Source organism: Sphingomonas bacterium (genome assembly GCF_028289855.1).
Classification (GTDB): domain Bacteria; phylum Pseudomonadota; class Alphaproteobacteria; order Sphingomonadales; family Sphingomonadaceae; genus Sphingomonas.
The window spans coordinates 30785-52736 of record NZ_JAQGKZ010000059.1; the positions used below are offsets into that span (position 1 = coordinate 30785).

22 protein-coding genes are annotated in these 21952 nt (G+C 65.7%); 11 read left to right on the forward strand and 11 right to left on the reverse strand.

What is annotated here, in order from left to right; genetic code table 11:
* Both proB and JWM94_RS06610 read left to right on the forward strand, forming a co-directional pair.
* Positions 1 to 1110, forward strand: a complete 1110-nt coding sequence (proB, locus tag JWM94_RS06605; protein WP_299423913.1) for a glutamate 5-kinase — start codon at positions 1 to 3, stop codon at positions 1108 to 1110.
* Entirely contained in the window at positions 1107 to 2015 is a 909-nt protein-coding gene (locus JWM94_RS06610) for an SDR family oxidoreductase (protein ID WP_299423918.1), read from the forward strand. Before proB ends, JWM94_RS06610 begins: the two co-directional genes overlap by 4 nt.
* On the opposite strand, the gene JWM94_RS06615 is transcribed toward JWM94_RS06610, so the two are convergent.
* Positions 2016 to 2546 carry a Pycsar system effector family protein gene (locus JWM94_RS06615; RefSeq protein ID WP_299423923.1) on the reverse strand — a complete coding sequence of 177 codons (531 nt, stop codon included), beginning with the start codon at positions 2544 to 2546 and terminating at the stop codon, positions 2016 to 2018.
* Between the two features lie 105 nt (positions 2547 to 2651).
* Here JWM94_RS06615 and JWM94_RS06620 point away from each other — a divergent pair, with 105 nt between their 5' ends.
* From JWM94_RS06620 to lptG, 5 genes are all read left to right on the forward strand, one after another.
* Positions 2652 to 2894 (forward strand): acyl carrier protein, encoded by a 243-nt coding sequence (locus JWM94_RS06620; protein ID WP_299423927.1) that lies wholly within the window; start codon positions 2652 to 2654, stop codon positions 2892 to 2894.
* Positions 2895 to 2897: 3 nt separating this feature from the next.
* Positions 2898 to 4160 carry an aminotransferase class I/II-fold pyridoxal phosphate-dependent enzyme gene (locus tag JWM94_RS06625; protein ID WP_299423932.1) on the forward strand — a complete coding sequence of 421 codons (1263 nt, stop codon included), beginning with the start codon at positions 2898 to 2900 and terminating at the stop codon, positions 4158 to 4160.
* Between the two features lie 49 nt (positions 4161 to 4209).
* Entirely contained in the window at positions 4210 to 6162 is a 1953-nt protein-coding gene (locus JWM94_RS06630) for an ATP-binding protein (protein ID WP_299423936.1), read from the forward strand.
* A gap of 99 nt (positions 6163 to 6261) precedes the next feature.
* Positions 6262 to 7518, forward strand: coding sequence for an LptF/LptG family permease (locus tag JWM94_RS06635; protein WP_299423941.1), 1257 nt, complete (start codon positions 6262 to 6264; stop codon positions 7516 to 7518).
* Positions 7515 to 8615, forward strand: a complete 1101-nt coding sequence (lptG, locus tag JWM94_RS06640; RefSeq protein WP_299423945.1) for an LPS export ABC transporter permease LptG — start codon at positions 7515 to 7517, stop codon at positions 8613 to 8615. Before JWM94_RS06635 ends, lptG begins: the two co-directional genes overlap by 4 nt.
* Here the strand turns inward: lptG and JWM94_RS06645 are convergent, their stop codons facing one another.
* On the reverse strand, positions 8616 to 9719 hold the full coding sequence (locus JWM94_RS06645; RefSeq protein WP_299423949.1) for a fatty acid desaturase: 1104 nt from the start codon (positions 9717 to 9719) through the stop codon (positions 8616 to 8618).
* A gap of 274 nt (positions 9720 to 9993) precedes the next feature.
* Here JWM94_RS06645 and JWM94_RS06650 point away from each other — a divergent pair, with 274 nt between their 5' ends.
* Complete coding sequence (locus JWM94_RS06650) at positions 9994 to 11148, forward strand: N-acetyltransferase (RefSeq protein ID WP_299423954.1); 1155 nt, start codon at positions 9994 to 9996, stop codon at positions 11146 to 11148.
* A 4-nt stretch (positions 11149 to 11152) separates the two neighbouring features.
* On the opposite strand, the gene JWM94_RS06655 is transcribed toward JWM94_RS06650, so the two are convergent.
* The 6 genes from JWM94_RS06655 to JWM94_RS06680 all read right to left on the reverse strand — a co-directional run bounded on the left by JWM94_RS06655 (position 11153) and on the right by JWM94_RS06680 (position 17864).
* On the reverse strand, positions 11153 to 11944 hold the full coding sequence (locus JWM94_RS06655; protein ID WP_299423959.1) for a transporter: 792 nt from the start codon (positions 11942 to 11944) through the stop codon (positions 11153 to 11155).
* 46 nt (positions 11945 to 11990) lie between these two features.
* Positions 11991 to 12761 carry an exodeoxyribonuclease III gene (xth, locus tag JWM94_RS06660; protein ID WP_299423964.1) on the reverse strand — a complete coding sequence of 257 codons (771 nt, stop codon included), beginning with the start codon at positions 12759 to 12761 and terminating at the stop codon, positions 11991 to 11993.
* Between the two features lie 107 nt (positions 12762 to 12868).
* Positions 12869 to 13207, reverse strand: coding sequence for an iron-sulfur cluster insertion protein ErpA (gene erpA / locus JWM94_RS06665; RefSeq protein ID WP_299423969.1), 339 nt, complete (start codon positions 13205 to 13207; stop codon positions 12869 to 12871).
* 95 nt (positions 13208 to 13302) lie between these two features.
* Positions 13303 to 14487: a M23 family metallopeptidase gene (locus JWM94_RS06670; RefSeq protein WP_299423973.1), complete on the reverse strand. Its 1185-nt coding sequence runs from the start codon at positions 14485 to 14487 to the stop codon at positions 13303 to 13305.
* Positions 14488 to 14734: 247 nt separating this feature from the next.
* Positions 14735 to 15196: a peroxiredoxin gene (locus tag JWM94_RS06675; RefSeq protein ID WP_299423978.1), complete on the reverse strand. Its 462-nt coding sequence runs from the start codon at positions 15194 to 15196 to the stop codon at positions 14735 to 14737.
* Complete coding sequence (locus JWM94_RS06680) at positions 15186 to 17864, reverse strand: bifunctional [glutamine synthetase] adenylyltransferase/[glutamine synthetase]-adenylyl-L-tyrosine phosphorylase (protein ID WP_299423982.1); 2679 nt, start codon at positions 17862 to 17864, stop codon at positions 15186 to 15188. Before JWM94_RS06680 ends, JWM94_RS06675 begins: the two co-directional genes overlap by 11 nt.
* Between JWM94_RS06680 and JWM94_RS06685 the strand changes: the two genes are divergently transcribed.
* Positions 17784 to 18158 (forward strand): hypothetical protein, encoded by a 375-nt coding sequence (locus JWM94_RS06685; RefSeq protein WP_299424134.1) that lies wholly within the window; start codon positions 17784 to 17786, stop codon positions 18156 to 18158. The genes JWM94_RS06680 and JWM94_RS06685 overlap by 81 nt on opposite strands.
* Here the strand turns inward: JWM94_RS06685 and JWM94_RS06690 are convergent.
* The 3 genes from JWM94_RS06690 to JWM94_RS06700 all read right to left on the reverse strand — a co-directional run bounded on the left by JWM94_RS06690 (position 18155) and on the right by JWM94_RS06700 (position 19942).
* On the reverse strand, positions 18155 to 18823 hold the full coding sequence (locus JWM94_RS06690) for a sigma-70 family RNA polymerase sigma factor (RefSeq protein ID WP_299423987.1): 669 nt from the start codon (positions 18821 to 18823) through the stop codon (positions 18155 to 18157). The genes JWM94_RS06685 and JWM94_RS06690 overlap by 4 nt on opposite strands.
* An 82-nt stretch (positions 18824 to 18905) precedes the next feature.
* Entirely contained in the window at positions 18906 to 19070 is a 165-nt protein-coding gene (locus tag JWM94_RS06695; RefSeq protein WP_299423991.1) for a hypothetical protein, read from the reverse strand.
* A 65-nt stretch (positions 19071 to 19135) separates the two neighbouring features.
* Positions 19136 to 19942, reverse strand: coding sequence for a response regulator (locus tag JWM94_RS06700; RefSeq protein WP_299423995.1), 807 nt, complete (start codon positions 19940 to 19942; stop codon positions 19136 to 19138).
* 286 nt (positions 19943 to 20228) lie between these two features.
* On the opposite strand from JWM94_RS06700, the gene JWM94_RS06705 reads away from it, so the two are divergent.
* Together JWM94_RS06705 and JWM94_RS06710 are read left to right on the forward strand one after the other, a co-directional pair.
* Positions 20229 to 20318: a NepR family anti-sigma factor gene (locus JWM94_RS06705; protein ID WP_299424000.1), complete on the forward strand. Its 90-nt coding sequence runs from the start codon at positions 20229 to 20231 to the stop codon at positions 20316 to 20318.
* 3 nt (positions 20319 to 20321) lie between these two features.
* A complete protein-coding gene (locus JWM94_RS06710; RefSeq protein WP_367185870.1) occupies positions 20322 to 21902 on the forward strand; it encodes a sensor histidine kinase in 1581 nt (526 codons plus the stop codon).
* The last annotated feature ends 50 nt before the right edge of the window (positions 21903 to 21952 follow it).

The following is a 21952-nucleotide window of genomic DNA, read 5'->3' on the forward strand; positions in this document are numbered from 1 at the left end:
GTGTCTTGTTTCTCGCCCGCCTCCTGTCCGCGCCTGATCGTCAAGGTCGGGTCGTCGCTGCTCGTCACGCCGGAGGGCGACGTGCGGCGCGCGTGGCTGGCGAGCCTTGCCGCCGACCTCGCTACGGCGGTCAACACCGGGCAACAAATCGCTATCGTCTCGTCCGGCGCCATCGCGCTCGGCGCGCGGCGGTTGAAGCTGGCGAAGGGCGGGCGGGCCTCGCTCGAAGACGCGCAGGCTGCAGCCGCGACCGGGCAGATTGCGCTGAGTCAGGTCTGGGCCGAATGCCTCGCCGCAGAGGGGTTGACCGCGGCGCAGATGCTCGTGACGCTCGACGATCTCGAGGACCGGCGACGCTATCTCAATGCAGCGGCGACGCTCAACCGGTTGCTGACGCTCCGCGTGGTGCCGGTGATCAACGAGAATGACAGCGTCGCGACCGAGGAAATCCGCTTTGGCGACAACGACCGGCTCGCCGCGCGCGTGGCGCAGGCGGCGGGCGCGCAAGGCGTATTGCTGCTGTCCGATGTCGATGGCTTGTACGACCGCGACCCGGCGCAGGACGGCGCCACGCTGATCGCGCACGTCGCTCGCATCGATGCCGCGATCGAGGCGATGGCAGGCGGATCGTCGTCGGGGATGGGGTCGGGTGGCATGTCCTCCAAGGTGCAGGCGGCGCGGATCGCGACGCGCGCGGGGATCGCGCTCGCCATCGCCAACGGGCGGGTCGATCATCCGCTGGCGCGCTATGTCGAGAGCGGGCGCGGAACACTATTCACCGCCGAACGCACGGCGACGGCGCATAAGGCATGGCTCGGCGGGCGGCTGAGCGTGCGCGGGACGATCCATGTCGATGCGGGCGCGGTGGCGGCGCTGGCGCAGGGCAAGAGCTTGCTGCCGGCCGGTGCGGTGCGGATCGAGGGACAGTTCGCGCGCGGCGACCGCGTCGCGATCGCGGGACCGGACGGCGTGTTTGCCAACGGCCTCGCCGAATATGACGCTGCGGATGCCGTGCGGTTGGCTGGCAAGCGCAGCGACGAAGCGGCGGCGATATTAGGATATTCCCCTCGCGCGGCGCTGGTGCATCGCAACCATATGGTACTGGCATGACCGTCATCGCGCTGACCGGCGGGACCGGGTTCGTCGGCAGCCATGTGATCGACCAAGCGCTTACTGCCGGGCTCGACCTGCGCGCGCTTACCCGCCGCCCGCAGCCCGAGCGCGCGGGCGTGACGTGGATCGCGGGGGCGCTCGACGATCCCGCCGGCCTCGCCAAGCTGGTTAAAGGTGCCGATGCGGTGTTGCACGTCGCGGGGGTGATCAACGCGCCCGACCGCGCCGGGTTCGCGGCGGGCAATATCGAGGGGACGCGCGCGATGATCGCCGCCGCCCAGCAAGCAGGCATCCGGCGCGTCGTCCAGGTATCGTCGCTCGCCGCGCGCGAGCCGGGCCTGTCGGACTACGGCTGGTCGAAGGCCGAGGCCGACAAGGTGCTGATGGCGAGCGACCTCGACTGGACGATCGTCCGCCCGCCGGCGATCTTCGGCCCGCGCGACAACGAAATGCTCGAGCTATTCAAGCTCGCCAAGAAGCACGTCATTCCGCTGCCCCCTGTCGGCGGCCGTCTGTCGGTGATCGCGGTCGAGGAGCTGGTACGGCTCTTGATCGCGTTACCCGCCAGCAACGCGCTGACTCGCCAGATCGTCGAGCCCGACGATGGCCGCCCCGACGGCTGGGACCATCGCGACCTGGCGCGCGCGATCGGCGTGGTGACCAACAGCAAGGTCTTTCCGTTCCCCCTGCCCCGCATCGTACTGAACGCGGTCGCGGCGGCCGACGGACTATTTCGCGGCAAAGGCGCGAAGCTCACCCCCGACCGAGTCCGCTATTTCTGCCACAAGGACTGGGTCTCGCACGCCGCACCGCCGCCCGAGGTGTGGATGCCGCAAACCGACACCCGCGATGCGCTCGCCGCGACCGCTTCATGGTATCGCGCGAACGGCCTTCTGCGCTGATCAGCGCGCCATTTCCCAGATCACCGCGCCAAGACTAGCGGCGAGCCCCGTCATCAGGGCGAGGTAGGCATAGCCGAGCAGCCGATACTTCCGGTCCGCGAGAATCCGGCCGTTCTGATAGAGATCGCGCACCATGATTTCGAGCGCGTCATTGTCGTCGCGCACCCGCTCGCGCAGCGCCTCGACATAATCGTCCTCGGACAGTCGCACGAACGACCCGAAGAACAGCAGGTTGACCGGCGCGTCGGGATCCGTCCGCTTCGTGCCGATCGACGGCATCACCACCGACACCGCGAGCAGCGCCGAAACGAAGGCGAAGCCGCCGAGGATCGCCAGCGGCAAGGGCGGGATGCCGCCCTTCGCCTGGCCGACGGCGAGCGTGAAGATCACGAACGTCGCGCCCATCAGGATCGACGCCTTCTGGTCGGCCATCTGGCTGAGGCTCAGGTGCATCGTCTGCGCGGTGCGCACGACGTGGACATAGTTGGGAACAAGCGGCGGGTGTTCGCCGGGTCGATCGTCGCTGGTCATGGACACCCCCTCCGCTTAGATCGATCGTCGAGCATCGCCTCGCGATCGGCACCTTTATGCCGCAATCGCTTGGCACTGCCAAAGCGAGCAATTAGGACGACGCCCATGACCGACCGCGCCAACACGTTCGACATCGTCACCGGGCTGATTCAGCCGTTCAACAAGAAGCAGGCTGCGCTAAGCGATGCGACGACGTTTCAGCACGATCTTGAATGGGACAGCCTAACGGTGATGGATTTCGTCGCGGCGATCGAGGACGAGTTCGACATCATCATCACGATGAACATGCAGGCCGAGATCGAGACCGTCGGCCAATTGGTCGACGCGGTGCAGAAGCTGAAGGCGTAACCGATGACCGACGCCGGCCAGACCGCCCAGAAGCTGCCCGCCGATCCGCCCGCGGTCGCGCCCGAAACCGACCTGATGTCCAAGTTCGACGCGCTGATCGCCGAGCGCCAGGCACTGATTGACACCGGTGTGACCGATCCGTTCGCGATCGTGATGGAGCAGGTTAAGTCGCCCACCGAAGCGGTGATTGCGGGGCGCGACACGATCCTGCTCGGCACGTACAATTACATGGGCATGACCTTCGACCCCGACGTGATCCAGGCGGGCAAGGATGCGCTCGACCAGTTCGGGTCGGGCACCAACGGCAGCCGGATGCTCAACGGCACGTTCCGCGACCATATGGAGGTCGAGGATGCCTTGCGCGATTTCTACGGCGTGTCGGGCGCGATTGTGTTTTCGACCGGCTATATGGCCAATCTCGGAATGATCTCGACGCTCGCCGGCAAGGGCGAATATGTCATCCTCGACGCCGACAGCCACGCCTCGATCTACGACGGCTGCAAGCAAGGCTATGCGGAGATCGTCCGTTTTCGCCATAACGACGTCGAGGATCTCGATAAACGGCTCGGACGGCTGCCCAAGGAGCCGGGCAAGCTGGTCGTGCTCGAAGGTGTCTATTCGATGCTCGGCGACATCGCGCCGCTCAAGGAAATGGTCGCGGTCGCCAAGAAGCACAATTGCATGGTGCTGAGCGACGAAGCGCATTCGATGGGCTTTTTCGGCCCCAACGGGCGCGGCGTGTATGAGGAGCAGGGCTGCGAGGGCGATGTCGATTTCATCGTCGGCACCTTCTCCAAATCGGTCGGCACGGTCGGCGGGTTCTGCGTGTCGAACCACCCGAAGTTCGAAGCGATCCGCCTCGCCTGCCGCCCGTACATCTTCACCGCCAGCCTGCCGCCCTCGGTCGTCGCCACCGCCGCGACGTCGATCCGCAAGCTCAAGCACGCGCACAACAAGCGCCAGCATCTGTGGGAGAATGCCCGCAAGCTCCACGGCGGGCTCAAGGCGATGGGGTTCGAGCTCGGCACCGAAAAGCCCGACAGCGCGATCATCGCGGTGATCCTCGACGATCAGGAACAAGCCGTGGCGATGTGGCAGGCGCTGCTCGACGGCGGGTTGTACGTAAATATGGCGCGCCCCCCGGCGACCCCTGCGGGAACCTACCTCCTACGCTGCTCGCTCTGCGCCGAGCACACCGCCGAGCAAATCGACGCCGTCCTGAAGATATTTCAAGCGGCAGGACGAATCGTAAACGCGATCAGTTGAGGGAACCCGCGGGGTTCACACGATTCGCCTGATTCGCTACAATCGCTTTATGGGCGGGAACGATGCCGAACGACGGCTCGTCGACAGGGCGCGCGATATCTGGCGGGGGGTAACCCTGGCGGTGATGGCGGTGCTCGGCGCCGGTATCCTGATCGCCCTGGTCATCCTGCAGTCGAACGCCAACACGCAGCGCGACCACGCACTGCAGTTGCAGAGCCACAGTTACGACGTGATGATCCTGACCCGCACGCTGTCCGGAACGATCGCGCGCGCCGAGGCGGCACTGGGCCGGTACGTGATCAGCGGCGACGAAAAAATCGGGCGCGATTATGCGGATCAATGGGATCAGGCGCGGGCGCAGATCGACCGGCTCGATACGGTTACCGCCGATAACCCGTATCAACAGCGGTCGATCGACCGGCTCCGCGCGGCGTTTCAGCGCCGCGGTGCCGAATTGTCGGTGACTGCGCTCAGCACCGCGTACGACAAGAACAGCCAAGCCTATTCGCGGTATTACGAAGCCGGGAAGTCATCGTCGTTGCGTGAAATCGACGGCGAATTGGAAAAGATAACCGCCGCCGAGCACGACTTGCTCGACAAGCGCACCACGGCGGCGATGGCATCGGTCGCGCGGTCGAGCGAAATCGCGCGCATCCTGACCATCTTTGGCGTGCTGATCGTGCTCGGCGCGGTGGTGCTGGGGGCGCTGACGATCGGGGCGATGCAGGAGCGCGCCGCCGCGCGCGCCGATGCCGATAGCGAGCGCGAGCGATCGGCGCTGCTCGAGGAAGCGGTCAGCGAAGCCACTGCGGCGCTCAGCCAGCAGGAAGCCAAGCTCCGTCAGGTCCAGAAGATGGAGGCGGTCGGTCAGCTCACCGGTGGGATTGCACACGATTTCAACAATATGCTGGCGGTGGTTCTGGGCGGGCTCGAGCTTGCGCGGCGGGCGCTCGACACCGACCCGACAAGCGCAGCCCGTCACCTCGACAACGCCACCGACGGTGCCAATCGCGCCGCCGCGCTGACTCGGCGGCTGCTCGCCTTCTCGCGCGAAGAGGCGCTCAACCCGGAGGCGATCCGCCCGATTGATGTGATCGCCGGCATGACCGACTTGCTCGACCGCACGCTGGGGGACCAGATCACCGTCGAGCGCGGCGACGACGGCGCCGGCTGGGCAATCTGGGCCGACCGGCACGAGCTCGAAAACATGTTGCTCAATCTGGCGGTCAACGCGCGCGACGCGATGGACGGTCGCGGCCGGTTGAGTATCCGGACCGGCGCCGTCACGCTTGGCGCCGGGCAGATCGGGCATTGCCTGGGCGGCGATCATGTCGCCGTCGCGGTCCGCGACACCGGGTGCGGCATGGCGCCCGACACGCTCGAGCGGGTGTTCGAGCCGTTCTTCACGACCAAGCCGGTCGGCAAGGGCACCGGGCTCGGCCTCAGCCAGATCTTCGCGTTCGCGCGCCAGTCGGGCGGCGAGATCACGATCGACTCGACGCCCGGCGAGGGCACGGTGGTCACGCTCTATCTGCCGCGCCACACCGGCGTAGCCGATACGGCCACCACGCCCGTGCCGGCGGCGCTTGCGCGTGACGTGCCGACGATCACCGGGCTCGGCATCCTGGTCGTCGAGGACGATCCACGCGTGCTGACCGCGACGGTGGGCGCGCTGGAGGAACTCGGCCATCGCGTCGTCCCCTGCCCCGATCCGCTCGACGCGCAGCGGATGGTCGACGACCTTGGGCCGTTCGACCTGATCGTGTCCGACGTGCTGATGCCTGGGCAGACCGGCCCGGAAATGGTCGCCGAACTGCTGACCCACCGTCCCGACCTCGCGATCCTGTTCGTGACGGGCTATGCCGGCGATGGGTCGGCGGCGGATTTCTGCGGGCGGCCGGTACTGCGCAAGCCTTTCACGATCACCGGGCTCGAACATGCCATCGCCGACGCGATGGCCTTCGAGCGTCCCGTAGCCACAGACCAGATCGCCGCGGAATAAGACAGTTTTTCAGGCTGACGCGGGGCCATTGCCTGCCTATAGCCGTTCGACACGCACGCCACGCTGCGCCCGGCCGAAGGACCGACGTCCCCGATCCCCATGAAGTCCATCGACCGCTACATGGCCCGATTGATCGCGGTGCCGCTGTTTTCGACCTTGGTCATCGCGGCGATGCTGCTGGTGCTCGATCGTATGCTGCGGCTGTTCGATTTCGTCGCGACCGAGGGCGGACCGGTCAGCGTGGTGTGGGAAATGCTCGCCAATTTGCTGCCCGAATATTTCGGACTGGGCATCCCGATCGGCCTGCTGCTCGGCTGCCTGCTCGCCTTCCGCCGGCTCGCGACGTCGTCGGAACTCGACGTGCTGCGCGCGGTTGGGGTGAGCAGCAACCGATTGCTGCTGGTGCCGTACATTTTCACCGTCGTGCTGGCGGTCATCAATCTGGGCATCGTCGGCTACGTCCAGCCCAAGGCGCGCTTCGCGTACGAGCGGCTGCGCTATGAACTGCGCACCGGGGCACTGGGCGCGTCGATCAAGGTCGGCGAGTTCACGACCTTTCCGACCCAGAACGGCATTCCCGGCCCGACCGTCCGCATCGAGCAAAGCAAGGAAGAGGGGCGCGAACTGTCGGGTATCTTCCTCCAGCAGACCGACAAGAAGGGCAACACGCTCGCGGCGACCGCCGAAAAGGGCAGATTTTTCGGCACCGCCAACCCCGACGAGATCATCTTTCAGCTGACCAAGGGAACGCTCGTACGCACCGAGGTCGGCGTTCCGACCCCGCGTGTGCTGCGGTTCGATTTGTGGAACATCCCGATCCCGCTGCCCAAGACCGATCCGTTCCGCGGGCGCGGCGGGCGCAACCTCGAACGCACGCTGCCCGAACTTGCGGCGTTGGGCCGCGCCACAACAACCGACGAGGAATTGCGCGACACCAGCCGCGCAGCGTTCCACTTCCGGCTGACCGAAGTCGCGGCGATGTTCCTGTTGCCGATGCTCGCCATGGCGCTCGGCGTGCCACCCAAAAGATCGACCTCGGCGCTCGGGGTTTTCCTCGGAATCGTGATCATCGTTACCTATTTCAAGGTCAACGAATACGGCCAGTCGGTCGGCGGGCTCGGCAAGATCGACCCGTTCCTGGCCTTGTGGGTGCCGTTCGGGATCTTCGCGGCGTTGGTGCTGTGGATGTATTACACGATCGCCTATGTCCCCGGCGGCCAGCCGATCGGCGCGCTCGAACGCGTGTTTGCCCAAATCTCGAAGGCGGTCCGCCGCTGGCTGCCGGGGCGGCGGGTCGGCGGTCAGGCGGACGACGATGACGACGCCGCGCTGCCGGCGGCGGGGGCGCCTGCATGATCTCGATGCAATTCTTTCCGTCACGCACGGTGTCGCTGTACATGGCGAAGACCTTTATCGTGCGCGCATTCGCAGTCCTCGCGGCGTTGGTCCTGGTGCTTCAGTTCCTCGATGCGCTGAGCGAGTCGGGCTATATCCTCGCGCATCCCGGAAACACTCAGGCCGATGTGTGGCGCTATATCAGCCTACGCACGCCGCAGATCATCGCGCGGTTCCTGCCCTATTCGGTACTGCTCGGCGCGATCATCACTTATTCGACGCTCAACCAGAATAGCGAGGTCATCGCGCTCAAGGCGTCGGGGCTGTCGGCGCACCAGATCCTGGCGCCGATGATCGTCGCGGCGCTGGGCATCGCGGTGCTCAGCTTCGCGTTCAACGACCGCATCGTCAGCCGCGCGACGGCAACGCTCGATGCCTGGAAGAAGGTCGAATATGCCCAAGTCCCGATCGACCATGGCGACCGCACCAATGTGTGGACCAAGGCGGGCGAAGACCTGATCCACGTCAGATACGTCAAGTTACAGGGCGACGGCGCGGTCCTGACCGGGATCACCTTTTACGACCGCGATGCCGGCGGGCGGCTGATTTCGACGGTCACCGCGGATCACGGGCGCCAGCAAGGCAAAAGCTGGCGCATCTGGCCGGCGCGCAAGTTCGACGTCGCCAGCGGGCAGTTGAGCAACATCGGCGCGGTAACGGTCGCCGACGGCGTCCGCCCCAGTCAATTCACGCTGGCGAGTATCGATGCCGAAGGCCAATCGTTCCTCGAACTGCGCGACACGGTCGACGCGTTGCGCGCGGCGGGGCGCCCGACCAAAGCGTATGAGGGCGAGATGTGGCACAAATTGTCCGGCCCGTTGGCTGCAGTGCTGATGCCGTTGCTCGGCGCGGTCGCGGCGTTCGGGATCGCGCGGTCGGGCAAATTGTTCATTCGCGCGGTGATCGGCATGGCGCTGGGCTTCACCTATTTCGTGATCGACAATTTCGCGCTGGCGATGGGCAATCTGGGCGCCTACCCGCCGTACCTTGCGGCTTGGGCACCGTTCCTGCTGTTCCTGATGATCGGCGAGGCGGTACTGATCCGCACCGAGGAATGATCAGCGCCGTCTGATGGTGCTTTTCGCCAACCGGGCGGCCAAGAACGGCAGCCCGCTGTAGCTGCCCTTGTGATACACCGACTCCACGTCGAGCGCGGCGGTGATGCGGCGGTGCGCGGTGCCGAGCGCGTGATACGGCAGCCCGGGCAGCAAATGGTGCAGCGCGTGATAGCGCAACCCCACCGGCGCCCATAGCATCGGCAGCAATGCCGGCGGCGGCACGTTGACCGAATCGAGATATTGCGCGGTGACGGTCATCGCCTCGCCCTCATTCTCCCACAGATGCGCGACGAGCGTGCGCACCTGATTGGTGACGGCCAGGCCCGAGGTGACGGCAAGGAAGATCAGGAACGCCTTGAGCGGGATGACGCCGGTCGCGGTCAGCGCGATCGACGCGATCGCATAGACACTCGCCCCGGCCTCGAGCCGATGCCAGAGGGCGCGCGCCTCACCTTCGGGCGGCCGGCGGCGGAACGACGGGTTGATCTGCAGCCCCGAAAACCGCGCCACCACGGTACGGCGCAGCGCCGGGATGACCGCCGATAGCGGGGTCAGCACGGCGTAGCGGAACAGGAGCGCGACCGGTGCCAAGGCCGAGATCAGGATGAACGCCGGCAGCGTCCACCATTTCATCAGCGCGAGCGGCAGATATTCGGGATCCTCCGACGTGCCGTAGCGCGTGCGCGCGTGGTGAAGGTTGTGCACGCCTTCATACATGAAGCTGGGCGTCAGCAGCGGGATCCCGACGAGCAGGTTCCAGCCGAGCCGGAACCTCGGCACCGCGCTGTGCTTGATGTGCGTGAGTTCGTGGATGAAGCTTTCGGCGCGGTACAGCGCCAGCGCCGCGACCACCCCGGCGGCGATGCTCCAGCCGAGCGACGGCGCGACGATCGCCGCGATCAACGCGGCATAACCGATCGCGGCCGATGCCAGCATGTCCGACCAGTAGATCGCCGGCCGCGCGGCGTTGAGGTCGCGCGTAAGGTCGGCGGCGGCCTTCAGCATCATCTTGTCGTCGTCGATCCGCGCCCGCGCGGCGGCGCGCGCGGCCAAAGCGGCGGCTGCACCGGAATCCCGACGGTCAAGGGTCGCGACTGTATCCATGGGTAGGGCCATTGGCCGAATATAGTGGCGAGACGGTGGCAAACCAACGGGTTGCATCAGGACCGCCGGTGTTAGGACAATACGCGCTTATAGCCCCTAGGTCGTCATGCTGAACTTGGTTTAGCATCCATGCGCCGCACACGCCCTCAAGTCGTTCGTTTGTCACAGGCGGGTCGCATGGATCCTGAAACAAGTTCAGGATGACGGACAGAAGGATTGTCCGCAGCCGCGGCATTGCCTAGGCGCGTTGTCACAACAGCGCCGAGAAACAGCGATGCCCTCCCCCGTCACCATCCGCCCGATCGACAGTAAGGCCGATCGCAAGAAGTTCGTCGATCTGCCCTTCCGCCTCTACAGGGACGATCCCAATTGGGTGCCGCCACTCAAGGGCGAGGCGCTCGGCCTGATCACCCCCGAAAAGAACGGCTGGTACAGCCACGCCAAGGTGCAGCTGTTCCTCGCCGAACAAGATGGCCGCGTCGTCGGGCGGATTTCGGCGCATATCGACACGCTGGCGCTGACCATGCCCGCCGACAAGGGGTTCGGACCCGGCGTCGGGCAATGGGGCCTGATGGACGCCGAGCGCGAAGATGTCTTCACCGCCCTCCTCGCCGCCGCCGAGCATTGGTTGCGCGAGCAAGGCATGACGCGCGCACTCGGGCCGATCTCGCAATCGATCTGGGAAGAGCCGGGGCTGTTGATCGAGGGCTTCGACCATCCGCCAACGATCATGATGGGTCACGCCAAGCCCGAATATCAGGGCTGGATCGAGGGCGCGGGCTATCGCCCGGTCAAGCAACTCCAGACCTACGACCTCGACGTGACGAAGGAATTCCCACCGATCGTCCAGCGCATTATCCAGTCGGGTGAGCGCAATCCGCGCATCCGCATCCGCGAGGTCGACAAGTCGAAGTTCGAGGAAGAGGCCGCGATCATCCTCGCGATCCTCAACGACGCCTGGGCCGACAATTGGGGGTTTGTCCCCCTCACCCCGCCCGAGATCGCCGACGTCGGCGTCAAGCTGAAGCCGATCGTGTTCAACGACCTGATCCGCATCGCCGAGTTCGACGGCAAGCCGGTGGCGTTCATGATCACCCTTCCCGACCTCAACGAAGCGATCAAGCCGCTCAACGGCAGCCTGCTGCCGTTCGGCTGGGCCAAACTGTTGCTATGGCTGCGCCGCCCGCAGGTGAAGACGATGCGCGTGCCGTTGATGGGCGTGGTCAAGGAATTGCAAGCGTCGCGCCTCGCCGGGCAGCTCGCCTTCATGATGATCGAATATATCCGCCGCGCCGCGATCACGCGCTACGGCGCGAAGCGCGGCGAGATCGGCTGGGTGCTCGACGACAATCAGGGCATGAACGCGATTGCGGATGCGATCGAGAGCAAGGTCAACAAGGTCTATATGATCTACGGAAAGGCGTTGTAGCGCGTCAGAACCGTCGCGAGATGCCGGCGTACAGCTCGACGTCGGGCGCATCGTGATTGAGGCCGGCGACGCCACCGACATCGAACTGCATATTGTCGCGCGCCATATACGCCAGCGACAGCGATCCCAGCGCCTGAGTCGTCTTGCCCGACGGATCGTCGTCGCGGATCGCCTGTCCCTCCAGTTCGACCGTCAGCTTGTCGGTCGCGGCATAGGCCAGCCCGACCACGCCGCTCGCCGCGAAGTGCCGGCCACGCCCATCCTGATCGACCGCGGCGTCGATTTCGGGGACGAACTGAACATTGACCTTTTTCGACAAGTCGTACGTCAACGGTACCACAACGCCAACGCCCCAATCGTCCGCGCCGACCGGCGTCCGTCCAACCGGCAAGGTCACGAACGGCTGCACCGCGACCGCGAACCCGCTGCCGTCGGGATTGGCGAGATTGGCCTTGAGGCCCAGCGTCACGTCGCCGACGCGCGTCGCGCGGCTGACCAGGCCGCCCGATCGATCGCGGACATAGCCGATCGGCGTCCAGCCAATCTGCGCCTCGATAGTGTCGCTGAGCCCGATCCGCACCAGCGTGTCGCCGATCAGCACGGTGTCGGTGCGGTCGCCGCCTTGTTTGTCGAGCGTCCAGTCGGCGAGTGCGGTTTCGACCGACACGTGGCGCGCATCGATCGTGCAGGCGGGCGTGCCGAGGCCGGGGCGCGCGGGGCAATAATCGCGCTCCTTGTCTTGGGCGTGCGCTGCCGGGATGACGAAGAGGGCGGCAGCTAGAAGTCGATATCGCATCGCACCCGAACCCGCATGCGATCGATCGGTTCCGCTCACGTAACGGTCACCGCAACTGCACCCAGGTCGGCGCGTGATCGCTGGCCTTTTCACGGCCGCGATACTCCTTGTCGACCCCGGCGTCGCGCAGCCGGTCGGCGGCGATCGGCGAGAGCAACAAATGGTCGATGCGGAACCCTGCATCGCGCTGCAACGCACCGGCCTGATAATCCCAGAAGGTCCAAACCCTGCCCCCCGGGAAGCGCGTGCGCAGCGCGTCGGTCCACCCCTGCGCTAGCAAGGTGCGATACGCCGCGCGGCTTTCGGGCTGCATCAGCGCGTCGTCCTGCATCGCGCGGACCGAGAAGGTGTCGTCGTCATTGGCGATCACGTTGTAATCGCCCGCCAGCACCACCGGCAGCTCCTCCGCCAGCAGATCGCGCGCGCGGTCGGCGAGGCGCTCCATCCATTTGAGCTTGTAGTCGAATTTCGGCCCTGGCTGCGGATTGCCGTTGGGCAGATAGAGCGACGCGACGACCAACCCGTCGACCTCGCATTCCAGGTAGCGGCTATGTTCGTCCTCCGGATCGCCCACCAATCCGCGCTGGCGCTCGACCGGATCCTTGCCCTTGGCAAGCACCGCGACGCCGTTCCAGCTCTTCTGCCCGTGCCACACCGCACCGTACCCGGCGGCGCGGATCGCATCGATCGGGAAGCCGTCGTCCTGCGACTTGAGCTCCTGAAGGCAAACGATGTCGGGCTGTTGCTCGGTCAAATACTCGACCAGCCGGTCGATCCGCGCCTTGATGCCGTTGACGTTGTAGGTGACGATTTTCATCAGTTCAGGAACCCCATCCAACCGTTCGCCCTGAGCTTGTCGAAGGGCGTGTTGCACGCACGTGGTTCGACAAGCTCAGCACGAACGGACCCCTTGGGAGCATGTCGTCAGACCGAGAAGCTGGTGCCGCAACCGCAGCCCGAAGCGGCGTTGGGGTTCTCGACCTTGAAATGCGCGCCGCCGAGATTATCGACGAAATCGACCGCGCAACCGCGCACCAGGTCGAGGCTCATGTCATCGACCAGCAATTTCACGCCATCGACCTCGGCGATCGTATCGCCCTGCTCGGGCGCGTCGGCCAAGCCGAACTTATACTGGAACCCGGAGCAACCGCCGCCTTCGACCGACAGCCGCAGGATGGCGGGCTTGCTTTGCTTCGCCGCGATCGCCGCGACACGCGCAGCGGCAGCCTGTGTCAGCGTGATATCGGGCGCAAGCGTTGCCATGGAGCGGAGATAGGCGCTGCCCGGCGCCTCGGCAACCAACGAAAAGGCCGCGCCGGTTGCCCGGCGCGGCCCATCCTCTCCTTATTATTCTTCGTTCAGTCGGTCGAATCGGCCGCCGGCGCGGTCGTCATCGGCACCGCGTTCAGCGTCGGGCTGCGCAGCGCGGTCGAATAATCCGCGGTGGTCAGGAACGGCATCGGGTTGACCGCGCGCCCATCGATACGGACTTCGTAATGGAGGTGCGGCCCGGTCGAACGGCCGGTCGAGCCCGACAGCGCGATCAGCTGGCCGCGCTTCACGCGCTGCCCCGCGACGACCAGGATTTTCGACAAATGGCCGAAGCGAGTCTGGATGCCGCGGCCATGATCGATCTCGACCATGTTGCCGTACCCGCCCGAACGCTCCGCCTTATCGACCACGCCGTCGGCGGTGGCATAGACCGCGGTGCCGGTCGCACAGGGAATATCGACCCCCGGGTGGAACGCCGCGGTGCCGCGGAACGGATCGCTGCGAATGCCGAAATTGCTGGTGAATTTCATGTCCGCGACAGGCTGAACCGAGGGGATCGAGATCAGCCCGTCTTCGAGCGTATCGAGCTTCTTCCAGGTCTGGAACAGCGCGCGGAACTGGGCGTCGGCGGCGATGTCGGCGGCGGCTTCCGAACTATCGGCTGCGATGTAGGGACCGCCCATCGCGGGCATTTTCGGCTGAAAGCGGGTCGGGTCGATCCCGAACGAGCGCGCGCGGCCGACCGCCGCAATGTAGCGCTTCTCGGTCGCGATCCGCGCCTTGATCGCCAGCGTCACCTGCCCGCGCTCGACGCGCGCGAGGGGCTCAACCACGTCGGCGGCAACTGCGGCAGCCTTGGCATCGATCGGCTCATAAGCGACCGGCTTGACGTCGCCCGAGCCGTTCAGCGCGGCCGCAAGCATCGCCTGGCGCGCTTCGACCCGCTGCGCGCGGACGTCGGCGACATATTTGATCTGCTGGATCTTGGCCTGCATGTCGGCGACCTGCGCCTCCATCTTGGCGACCTTGGCTTCGGGCGACAGCGGCTTTTCGGTCAGGCCGGTCAGCGCGATCGCGCTGACCCCGGCTTGCGCGACGCCATAAGCAGAGAAAACGAGCGTGACGGCACCGGCAGCGGCGAGAGCGGCCTGGGTACGGCCGGCGAGCGAGAAGCGGCGGAGGTCACGGCCATCGTGAAAGATGAAATCGCGTGTCTTGAAATATTGGCCAAAGCGCGTCAGCGCGCCCCGAAAACCCGTAAAATTTATCATGTGTCCCCGGCGACCCTGGCGACGGTCACCGCGTTTCGCGACGACCTTGATTGCTCGAACTACCGGATCCAGCCCCTCCGCATCCGGTCTATGGGAACCTTCACTGCCCGGCTGTCGTTTTCATGCAATAGCCTCGCGGCGAATCGGGGGCAGACCGGCACGTCCGCGCGGCGAGTCGTTGAACTGCGTGTTAATTATGCGCCGCCGCCGATACGCGCGGTGAGCGATTCGGCCTGATTTCAGCGAGTCAGCTCAGTTCCTTTACCGCCGCCAGAACCTGTTCGACATGACCCGGTACCTTTACCTTGCGCCACGTCCTGACCAGCTTGCCCGATGCGTCGAACAGCCAGGTCGAGCGGTCGATCCCCATATAGTCGCGGCCATAGAGAACCTTGGGCACCCAGGCACCGAACGCCTCGATCACCTCTTGCTCATCACTCGCCAGCGGCACTGTCAAATCGTATTTGGCGGTGAACTTGGCGTGCTTGGCGGCTGTATCCTTCGACACGCCGAGCACCGCCACCCCAGCCTTCGCGAAGTCAGGCAGCGCCGCGCTGAACTCCTGCGCTTCCTTGGTGCAACCGCCGGTGTCGTCCTTGGGATAGAAATAGAGCACGAAAGGCTTGCCAACGAAGCTTCGAAGCCGGATCGGGCCATCGGCGCCGGTCAGTTCGAGATCGGGCAGGTCCGCCCCCTCTTCAACGCTCATCCCGTCCTCCGCTGACGCTCGCCCAGAAACGCGAAACCTCCTGCCGCGTCGCGTCGAACCGCGCAACCAGCGCACTCCAGCTCTCGGCACCGAGCACGCGCACAATCAGTGCCTGCGTCGCGATTGACGGCGGCTCGCTGTCGGGCGCGACGAGGCGCAGCAGCACCAGCATCCGCGTGAGCAGCCGATACGCCTCGCCGATCGCCGCCGGCACGATAGCGTGTTCCGCCAACGTGGCGATCGCGGGATCGAGATCGGGATCGAACCCCGTGCGGTGCGTCAGTTGCGCGACGTGGACGGCGAATTCGAGGTCGACCAGCGCGCCGGGCAGCAACTTGGCGTCGAGCGGCCCCCCGGGTGGCTTATGCCGCGCCATTTCGGCGCGCATCCCGGCTGCGTCGGTGACGATCTTGGCCGCGTCGCGCGGCGTCGCCAGGACCTCATCGATCACCGCCGTCACCGCCGCGCGCGCTGAGTCCGACCCGAAGATCGCCCGTGCGCGAGTCAGCGCCATATGCTCCCACGTCCACGCATCCTCGCGCTGATACCGCGCGAACCCGTCGAGCGAGACGACTAACGGCCCTTGCGCGCCCGACGGCCGCAACCGCGTGTCGATGTCGTAGAGCGGGCCGGCGGCGGTCGGCACCGACAAAGCGGCGCTGAGCCGCTGTGCGAGGCGGTTGTAGTAATGCACCGCGCCGAGCGGCTTCGGGCCATCCGATTCACCCGCGAAATCGCCGGTGAACAGATAGATCAGGTCGAGGTCGGAAGCATGCGTCATCGCCCCGCCACCGAGCCGCCCCAGCGCGAGGATCAGCAATTCGCTGTCGGGCACATGCCCGTGCGTCTTGGCGAAATCGGCGACGGTGGCGGCGGCGAGCACGTCGACGGCGGAGACCGCGACGCGGGCGTAACCGTGCGCCACGTCGAGCGGATCGCTGGTCCCGGCGACGAGTTGCGCCCCCAGTGCGAAGCGCTTTTCACCGACGACGCGGCGAACATGTTCGAGCGCACCCTGGTAGTCGTCGCCCTCCTCGGCGCCTGACATTTCTTTGATCAACGCCTGCAGGTCGCCCACCGGCGCGAGTGCGGTCGCGTCGATCAGCCCGTCGAGCAGAGCCGGGCGCCGTCCCAATGCTTCGGCCAGCAGCGGCGCGTGACTGAGGATCGTCGCCATCAACTGCGCGAGTTGCGGGCGCGCTTCGAGCAAACGGAAGAAATTGATCGCGCTGGGTAGCCGCGAGAGCATCGCGTCGATCTGGATCAGCGCCGCCCGCGGATCGGGCGCTTGGCCCAACGCCGTCATCAACCCGGGGAGGACCGCTTCGAGCGCCTGCCGCGCGGCCGCGCTGCGCAGCGCCGGATACGACCCGCCGCGCCAACGCTCTACCAGTTGCGCGGCGGTCGCGGCGTCCGCGAAGCCGATGCTTTCGAGTTGCGCCGGTAACGTTTCGCCGTCGCTCGATAAGGCGGCGGTATCGGGCGGGTCGAGCGAATCGTAGATCGCGCCCACCGCCAAAACATGCGGCTTGAGCATCGCGATCAGCGATGCGCCGCTGCCGAACGCCGCAAGCTGCCCCACATTGTCGAGTGCATCCTGCCCGCGCGGCAGCGCGTGGGTCTGGCGGTCGTCTACCATTTGCAGCCGATGCTCGGTGGTGCGGAACGCGACGTACGCGGCCTTCAGCGTTGCCGCCTCGTCCGCGCCGATCCGCCCCGCCGCCGCCAGCCCGTCCAGCGCGTCGATCGTTGCCGGCGCCCGCAATCCCGCGTCGCGCCCGCCGTGGATCAGCTGATGGATCTGCGCGAAGAATTCGATTTCGCGGATTCCGCCGCGCCCGCGCTTGAGATCGTAGCCGGGGCCGAACGCCTGACCTTGCGAATGGTGATCGCGGATGCGTCGGGTGATCTCGCGGATATCGCCGACAGCGCCGAAATCGACCCCGCGGCGCCACACGAACGGGCGGATCGCGTCGAGGAAGCGCCGACCCAACGCAAGATCCCCGGCAACGGCACGCGCCCGAATGAACGCGGCGCGCTCCCACGGCAAAGCCGCCGATTCGTAATAGGAAATCGCGCCGTCGACCGGCAGCGCGATCGGTGTGGCCTCGGGCGAAGGACGCAGCCGCAGATCGACGCGTAGCACATACCCCTCACCGTCACGCGCCTGAAGCAATTCGACTACGCGGCGTCCGATACGGATCGCGGCTTCTTGCGGTTCTTCGCGCGGACGGTGCGGCAACGTCGCGGGATCGAACAACAGGATCGGGTCGATGTCGGACGAATAATTGAGCTCGCAACTCCCCTGCTTGCCGAGCGCGATGGCGGCGAAGCCGATCGGCTCGGCGTCGGGCGTGCGTTCGTGGATCGCGGCGCGGATCGCCGCGTCGAGCGCACGATCGGCGAACGCGGTCAGCCGCTGCGTCACGCCGGCAAGATCGAGCGCGCCGGCGAGGTCGGCGATCGCGACGATCAACGCCTCGCGCCGCCGGGCGCGGCGCAATGCGACGCCGATCGGCAGGTCGGGATCGAACGGCAGCGGATCGGGCACGATACCGACGGCCAATTCCGCCGCTAGATCAGGCTGTTGCTCCAGCGCAACACGCAGGAACGGCGCATGCGCGGCGGCGCGTGCGAGAGCGTCGGCAAAGTCGGGCGGCGTGATCACAGCCTTGCCCTAGCCCAAGCGGCGAAGCGCGAGAATTGCCGAGATCGTTACGGACTGATTCAAATTAATGTGCAGCGCAGCAACAAATCGGCAACAAATTGTCGCATCGCACGTTTTTCCCGAATGAGCCCGCCGCCTTCCCAGAGTGCCGCTACCCCCGATAGCTTACGCCAGACGGTTCGCATGCCGCGCGAAAGCGACGGCGTGGGAAGTGCGCTACGCCAGATTTTCGCCGGCGTTCCGGCGCTGCCGTCCGAATGGCGCGCTTTATTGGGCCGGCTCGACAACGGCTAATCCTCGTCGTCGGGATCGTCCGGGCGCGGGTTATGCTCGCCGCTAAGCTCGTCGACCTCATCCATGATCGTGTCGAGCGCGGTACGTCCCTGATTGTCGGGCGCGTGGCGGCGTGAGGCGAGGTCGTTGCCGCTCAGGATCGATTCGAGCGCGACGCGCCCGCGCGCCACCCGGCTCTTGATCGTTCCGACCGCGACGTTGCAGATCTCGGCCGCTTCCTCGTAAGCGAAGCCGCCCGCGCCCACCAAAATCAGTGCCTCGCGCTGCGGTTGGGGCAGGTGCAGCAACGCGCGCTGCATATCGCCGAGCTCGACATGCTTGTCCTGACTCGCGGGTGCCGCGAGCACGCGGTCGGCGACCAGGTCGTCCCATTCGCCCTTGAACCGCGCGCGGCGCATCTGGCTGAGATAAAGATTGCGCAAGATGATGAAGGTCCACGCGCGCATATTGGTGCCGGCCTGAAACCGCTGGCGCGCGGCCCACGCCTTCATCAGGGTTTCCTGGACCAGATCGTCGGCAAGATCGCGGCTGCCCGACAGCGAGCGGCCGAACGCGCGAAGGTGCGGGATAACCTGCGCCAACTGGTCCTTGAACTCGGGATCCGACAGCGCGACGTGCTCGATCGCCTCCCCCTCATCCATCGCATCGGTGTCGGTCGTGGTCATGGAACTCCGTCGAGCGGGCGCGGATGTACGCCGTAAGCAGATAGATAGGGTGGAATCGGCGCCAGCGCCAATTACGGCAGGCTCATTTGTTGAACAGCACCGGGCCCCAGACGATCAGCGAGAGGATCCCGATCGCCAGCACGATCGAAATGCCGAGGACGTAGCGCATGTGCCCGGATGTTTCACCGGCGCGTGCCTCATCGCCGCTTTCGCGGACCGGCGCGTCTGGAGATTCTGGATCAGTCATATCCCCCGAACGCACCAATTCCGTTTTGGCTCCGTAACCGATGGAACTTCGCTGAAGCCGTGCCCTCAAGCAGGAATCGTGCTCTCGTCGAAGAACAGCGCCTGACTGATCGCTGCCTTCACCGTCGATCGCTGAAACGGCTTGGTGATCAGGAAGGTCGGCTCGGGCCGCTCTCCGGTCAGCAAACGCTCCGGGAAAGCGGTGATGAAGATCACCGGTACCTGGAATTCGGCGAGGATGTCCTTGACCGCGTCGACCCCCGAACTGTCGTCGGCAAGCTGAATGTCGGCAAGCACCAGCCCGGGCCGGTCGGCCATCGCCGAGGCGACCGCTTCGTCGCGAGTTACCGCCACGCCGGTCACGTCATGACCAAGGTCGCGGACGATCGTTTCGATATCCATCGCGATGATCGGCTCGTCTTCGATGATCAGGACGCGCGAACGCGTCTGCTTTTCGATCTCGGCGAGCGCGTCGGCGACAAGGCTTTCGACCTCGTCGCCATCGGCATCGATCAGATAACCGGCATCCTCGGGCGTGAAGCCCTCCATCGCGGTCAGCAGCAGCGCCTGGCGCGACAAAGGAGTCATCTTCGCGAGCCGCGCGCGTGCGACCGCTTCCTGACCCCCAGTGTCCGACCCGTCATCGCTCAGCGCGACCTCGTCGTCGCGATTGGTGGTGCGCCAGATAACCTGGAACGTGCGGTACAATCCCAGGCGCGGATCGACATCGCGCGGAAATTCCTCGGGCGCGGCGACGATCGCCTCGAGCGCGGCGCGGACGTAGCGGTCGCCATGGTCCTGGCTCCCGGTTAGCGCGCGGCCATAGCGGCGCAGGAACGGCAGGTGCGGTGCGAGTTGCTGACCGAGCGACATAATGAAACTATTCTCCCCAAAAGGCGCCGGCTCTTGTGCGAGGCGGGACCGCTTTACGCAACACGACATTTTTCTATTCGCTGGTGGAACAATCGAGAGCGTTTTTGGTTTCACGGGGTGCTGACGCAATTCGTGCGTCGTGTTCGGCTCCGCTTGCGAACCCTTTTCGGTTCCGGCATGGCCGGTTCAGTTTTCGAGGGGGATTGCGTTGCCAGAGCGGCGGTCATCAAAGCGGGGAGGTCCCGGCGACGGTGATGGAAACGGCAAAAAGCTAAAAGACGAAGCGATGGGGACCGCACTACGCACGGTATATCATACCGCCGTCAGCGAACCCGTGCCCAACGAAATGCTCGATCTGCTCCGCAAGCTGGATTAGCCCGTGGCTGGGCTTATGGCTGGTGGGCGCCCGGGCACATTAAGCGCTCGCCTCGGACGGCTGCCGACCGGACCCAAGATTTTCCTCATTCTGTCGGCGGCGCTGCTGCCGTTCGCGATCATAGCGATTCTGGCGACGCTGGCCACCACGCGGCAAGCGGGCCAGGAAGCGCGATCGCAATTGCGCGTCGCGGCGCAGGAAAGTTCACGCAACCTGGCGATCGAACTGGTCGGCGACATGACCGCGCTGACCACCGCGATGAACGCGCTCGCCGCCGATCATGCCGACGCGCCGAGTTGCGCACGCGCCCGCGGCGTTTTCGCGCAACAGATTGCAGCGGGCGCCAGTTTCACCATCAGCGACCGGACCGGTCGATTGCTGTGCGGCACCGCGCCCCCGTTCTCCGTCCCCAACGCCATTGCCGGCGGTCAGCCGTCGGCGCGCGTGGTGCCGGGCAAAGGCATCGTTCTGGCGATCACCGCCGCCGGCGGGGGTTTGCGCGGAAGCGCGTTCTTCCCGGCAAAATTTCTCAGCGGCGTCGCCAGGCCGAGCGCGTTCGGGGTCGATTATGCCGAGGTCATCCGCGATCCGGACGGCCAGGAACTCAACCTGCGCACACTCGACCAGGATCGCCCGCTCGATCGGCATGACTCGGTCAGCGTGCCGCTCAACATTGGTAATTTGACGGCGGTTCTGAATATCAGCAGCAACCCGATCACCTGGCCCATCTTCACCGCCTTGCTCCTGCCGATCCTGATGTGGCTGGCCGCCGCCAGCCTGGCCTGGCTCGTCGTCGACCGCTTGCTGATCCAGCCGCTGCGCACGCTGCGCGCGCGGGTGGCGGCCTACCGCCCGGGCGAGGAAATCGCCTCATCCGATGTCCGGTCCTTGCCCGCGCAGGAAATTCGCGAGCTCGGCGAAACCTTTCGCTCATTGAGCCGCACGCTGATCCTCCACGAGGCCGGCCTCGCCGAGGGGCTGGTGCGCCAGACCAAGCTGACGCGCGAGGTTCACCACCGCGTCAAGAACAACCTCCAGGTCATTTCCAGCCTGATCAACCTGCACTCGCGCGGGGCGAAGGCGGAAGAAGCGGCGCGCGCGTATTCGTCGATCCAGCGGCGAGTCGATGCGCTGTCGGTGGTCCACCGCCACCATTTCGCGGAGATGGAGGATCATCGCGGGTTGTCGCTGCGCGCGGTGATCGGCGAACTGGCGTCGAACATCCGCGCGACCAGCCCGGAAGGGTCGAAGCTGGGCATCCTGCTCGAAGTCGAGCCCTATCTGGTCACCCAGGACAATGCGATCGCGATCGCGTTTCTGCTGACCGAGATCATCGAGCTGGCGATCGCTATCAATCCCTGCGCGCAACTTCGGCTGTCGGTCCGCGCAGGCGACACGCCGGACAAGGCGATCCTGCGTGCCAGTTCGCCCGGGCTGATCGAGGGCGACGGGCTGAAAGCGGCGCTCGACCAGCGCTACGCCCGGGTGATGGAAGGGCTGTCACGCCAATTGCGCGCGCCGCTGCACCACGATCCGCTCGCCGGCGCGTATGAAATTGCGATTGCGATTACCGGAAAAGACTGAAATCCCACCCAAAATTCTTGCCCGAAAAAAATTGTAAAAAAATGCATTTT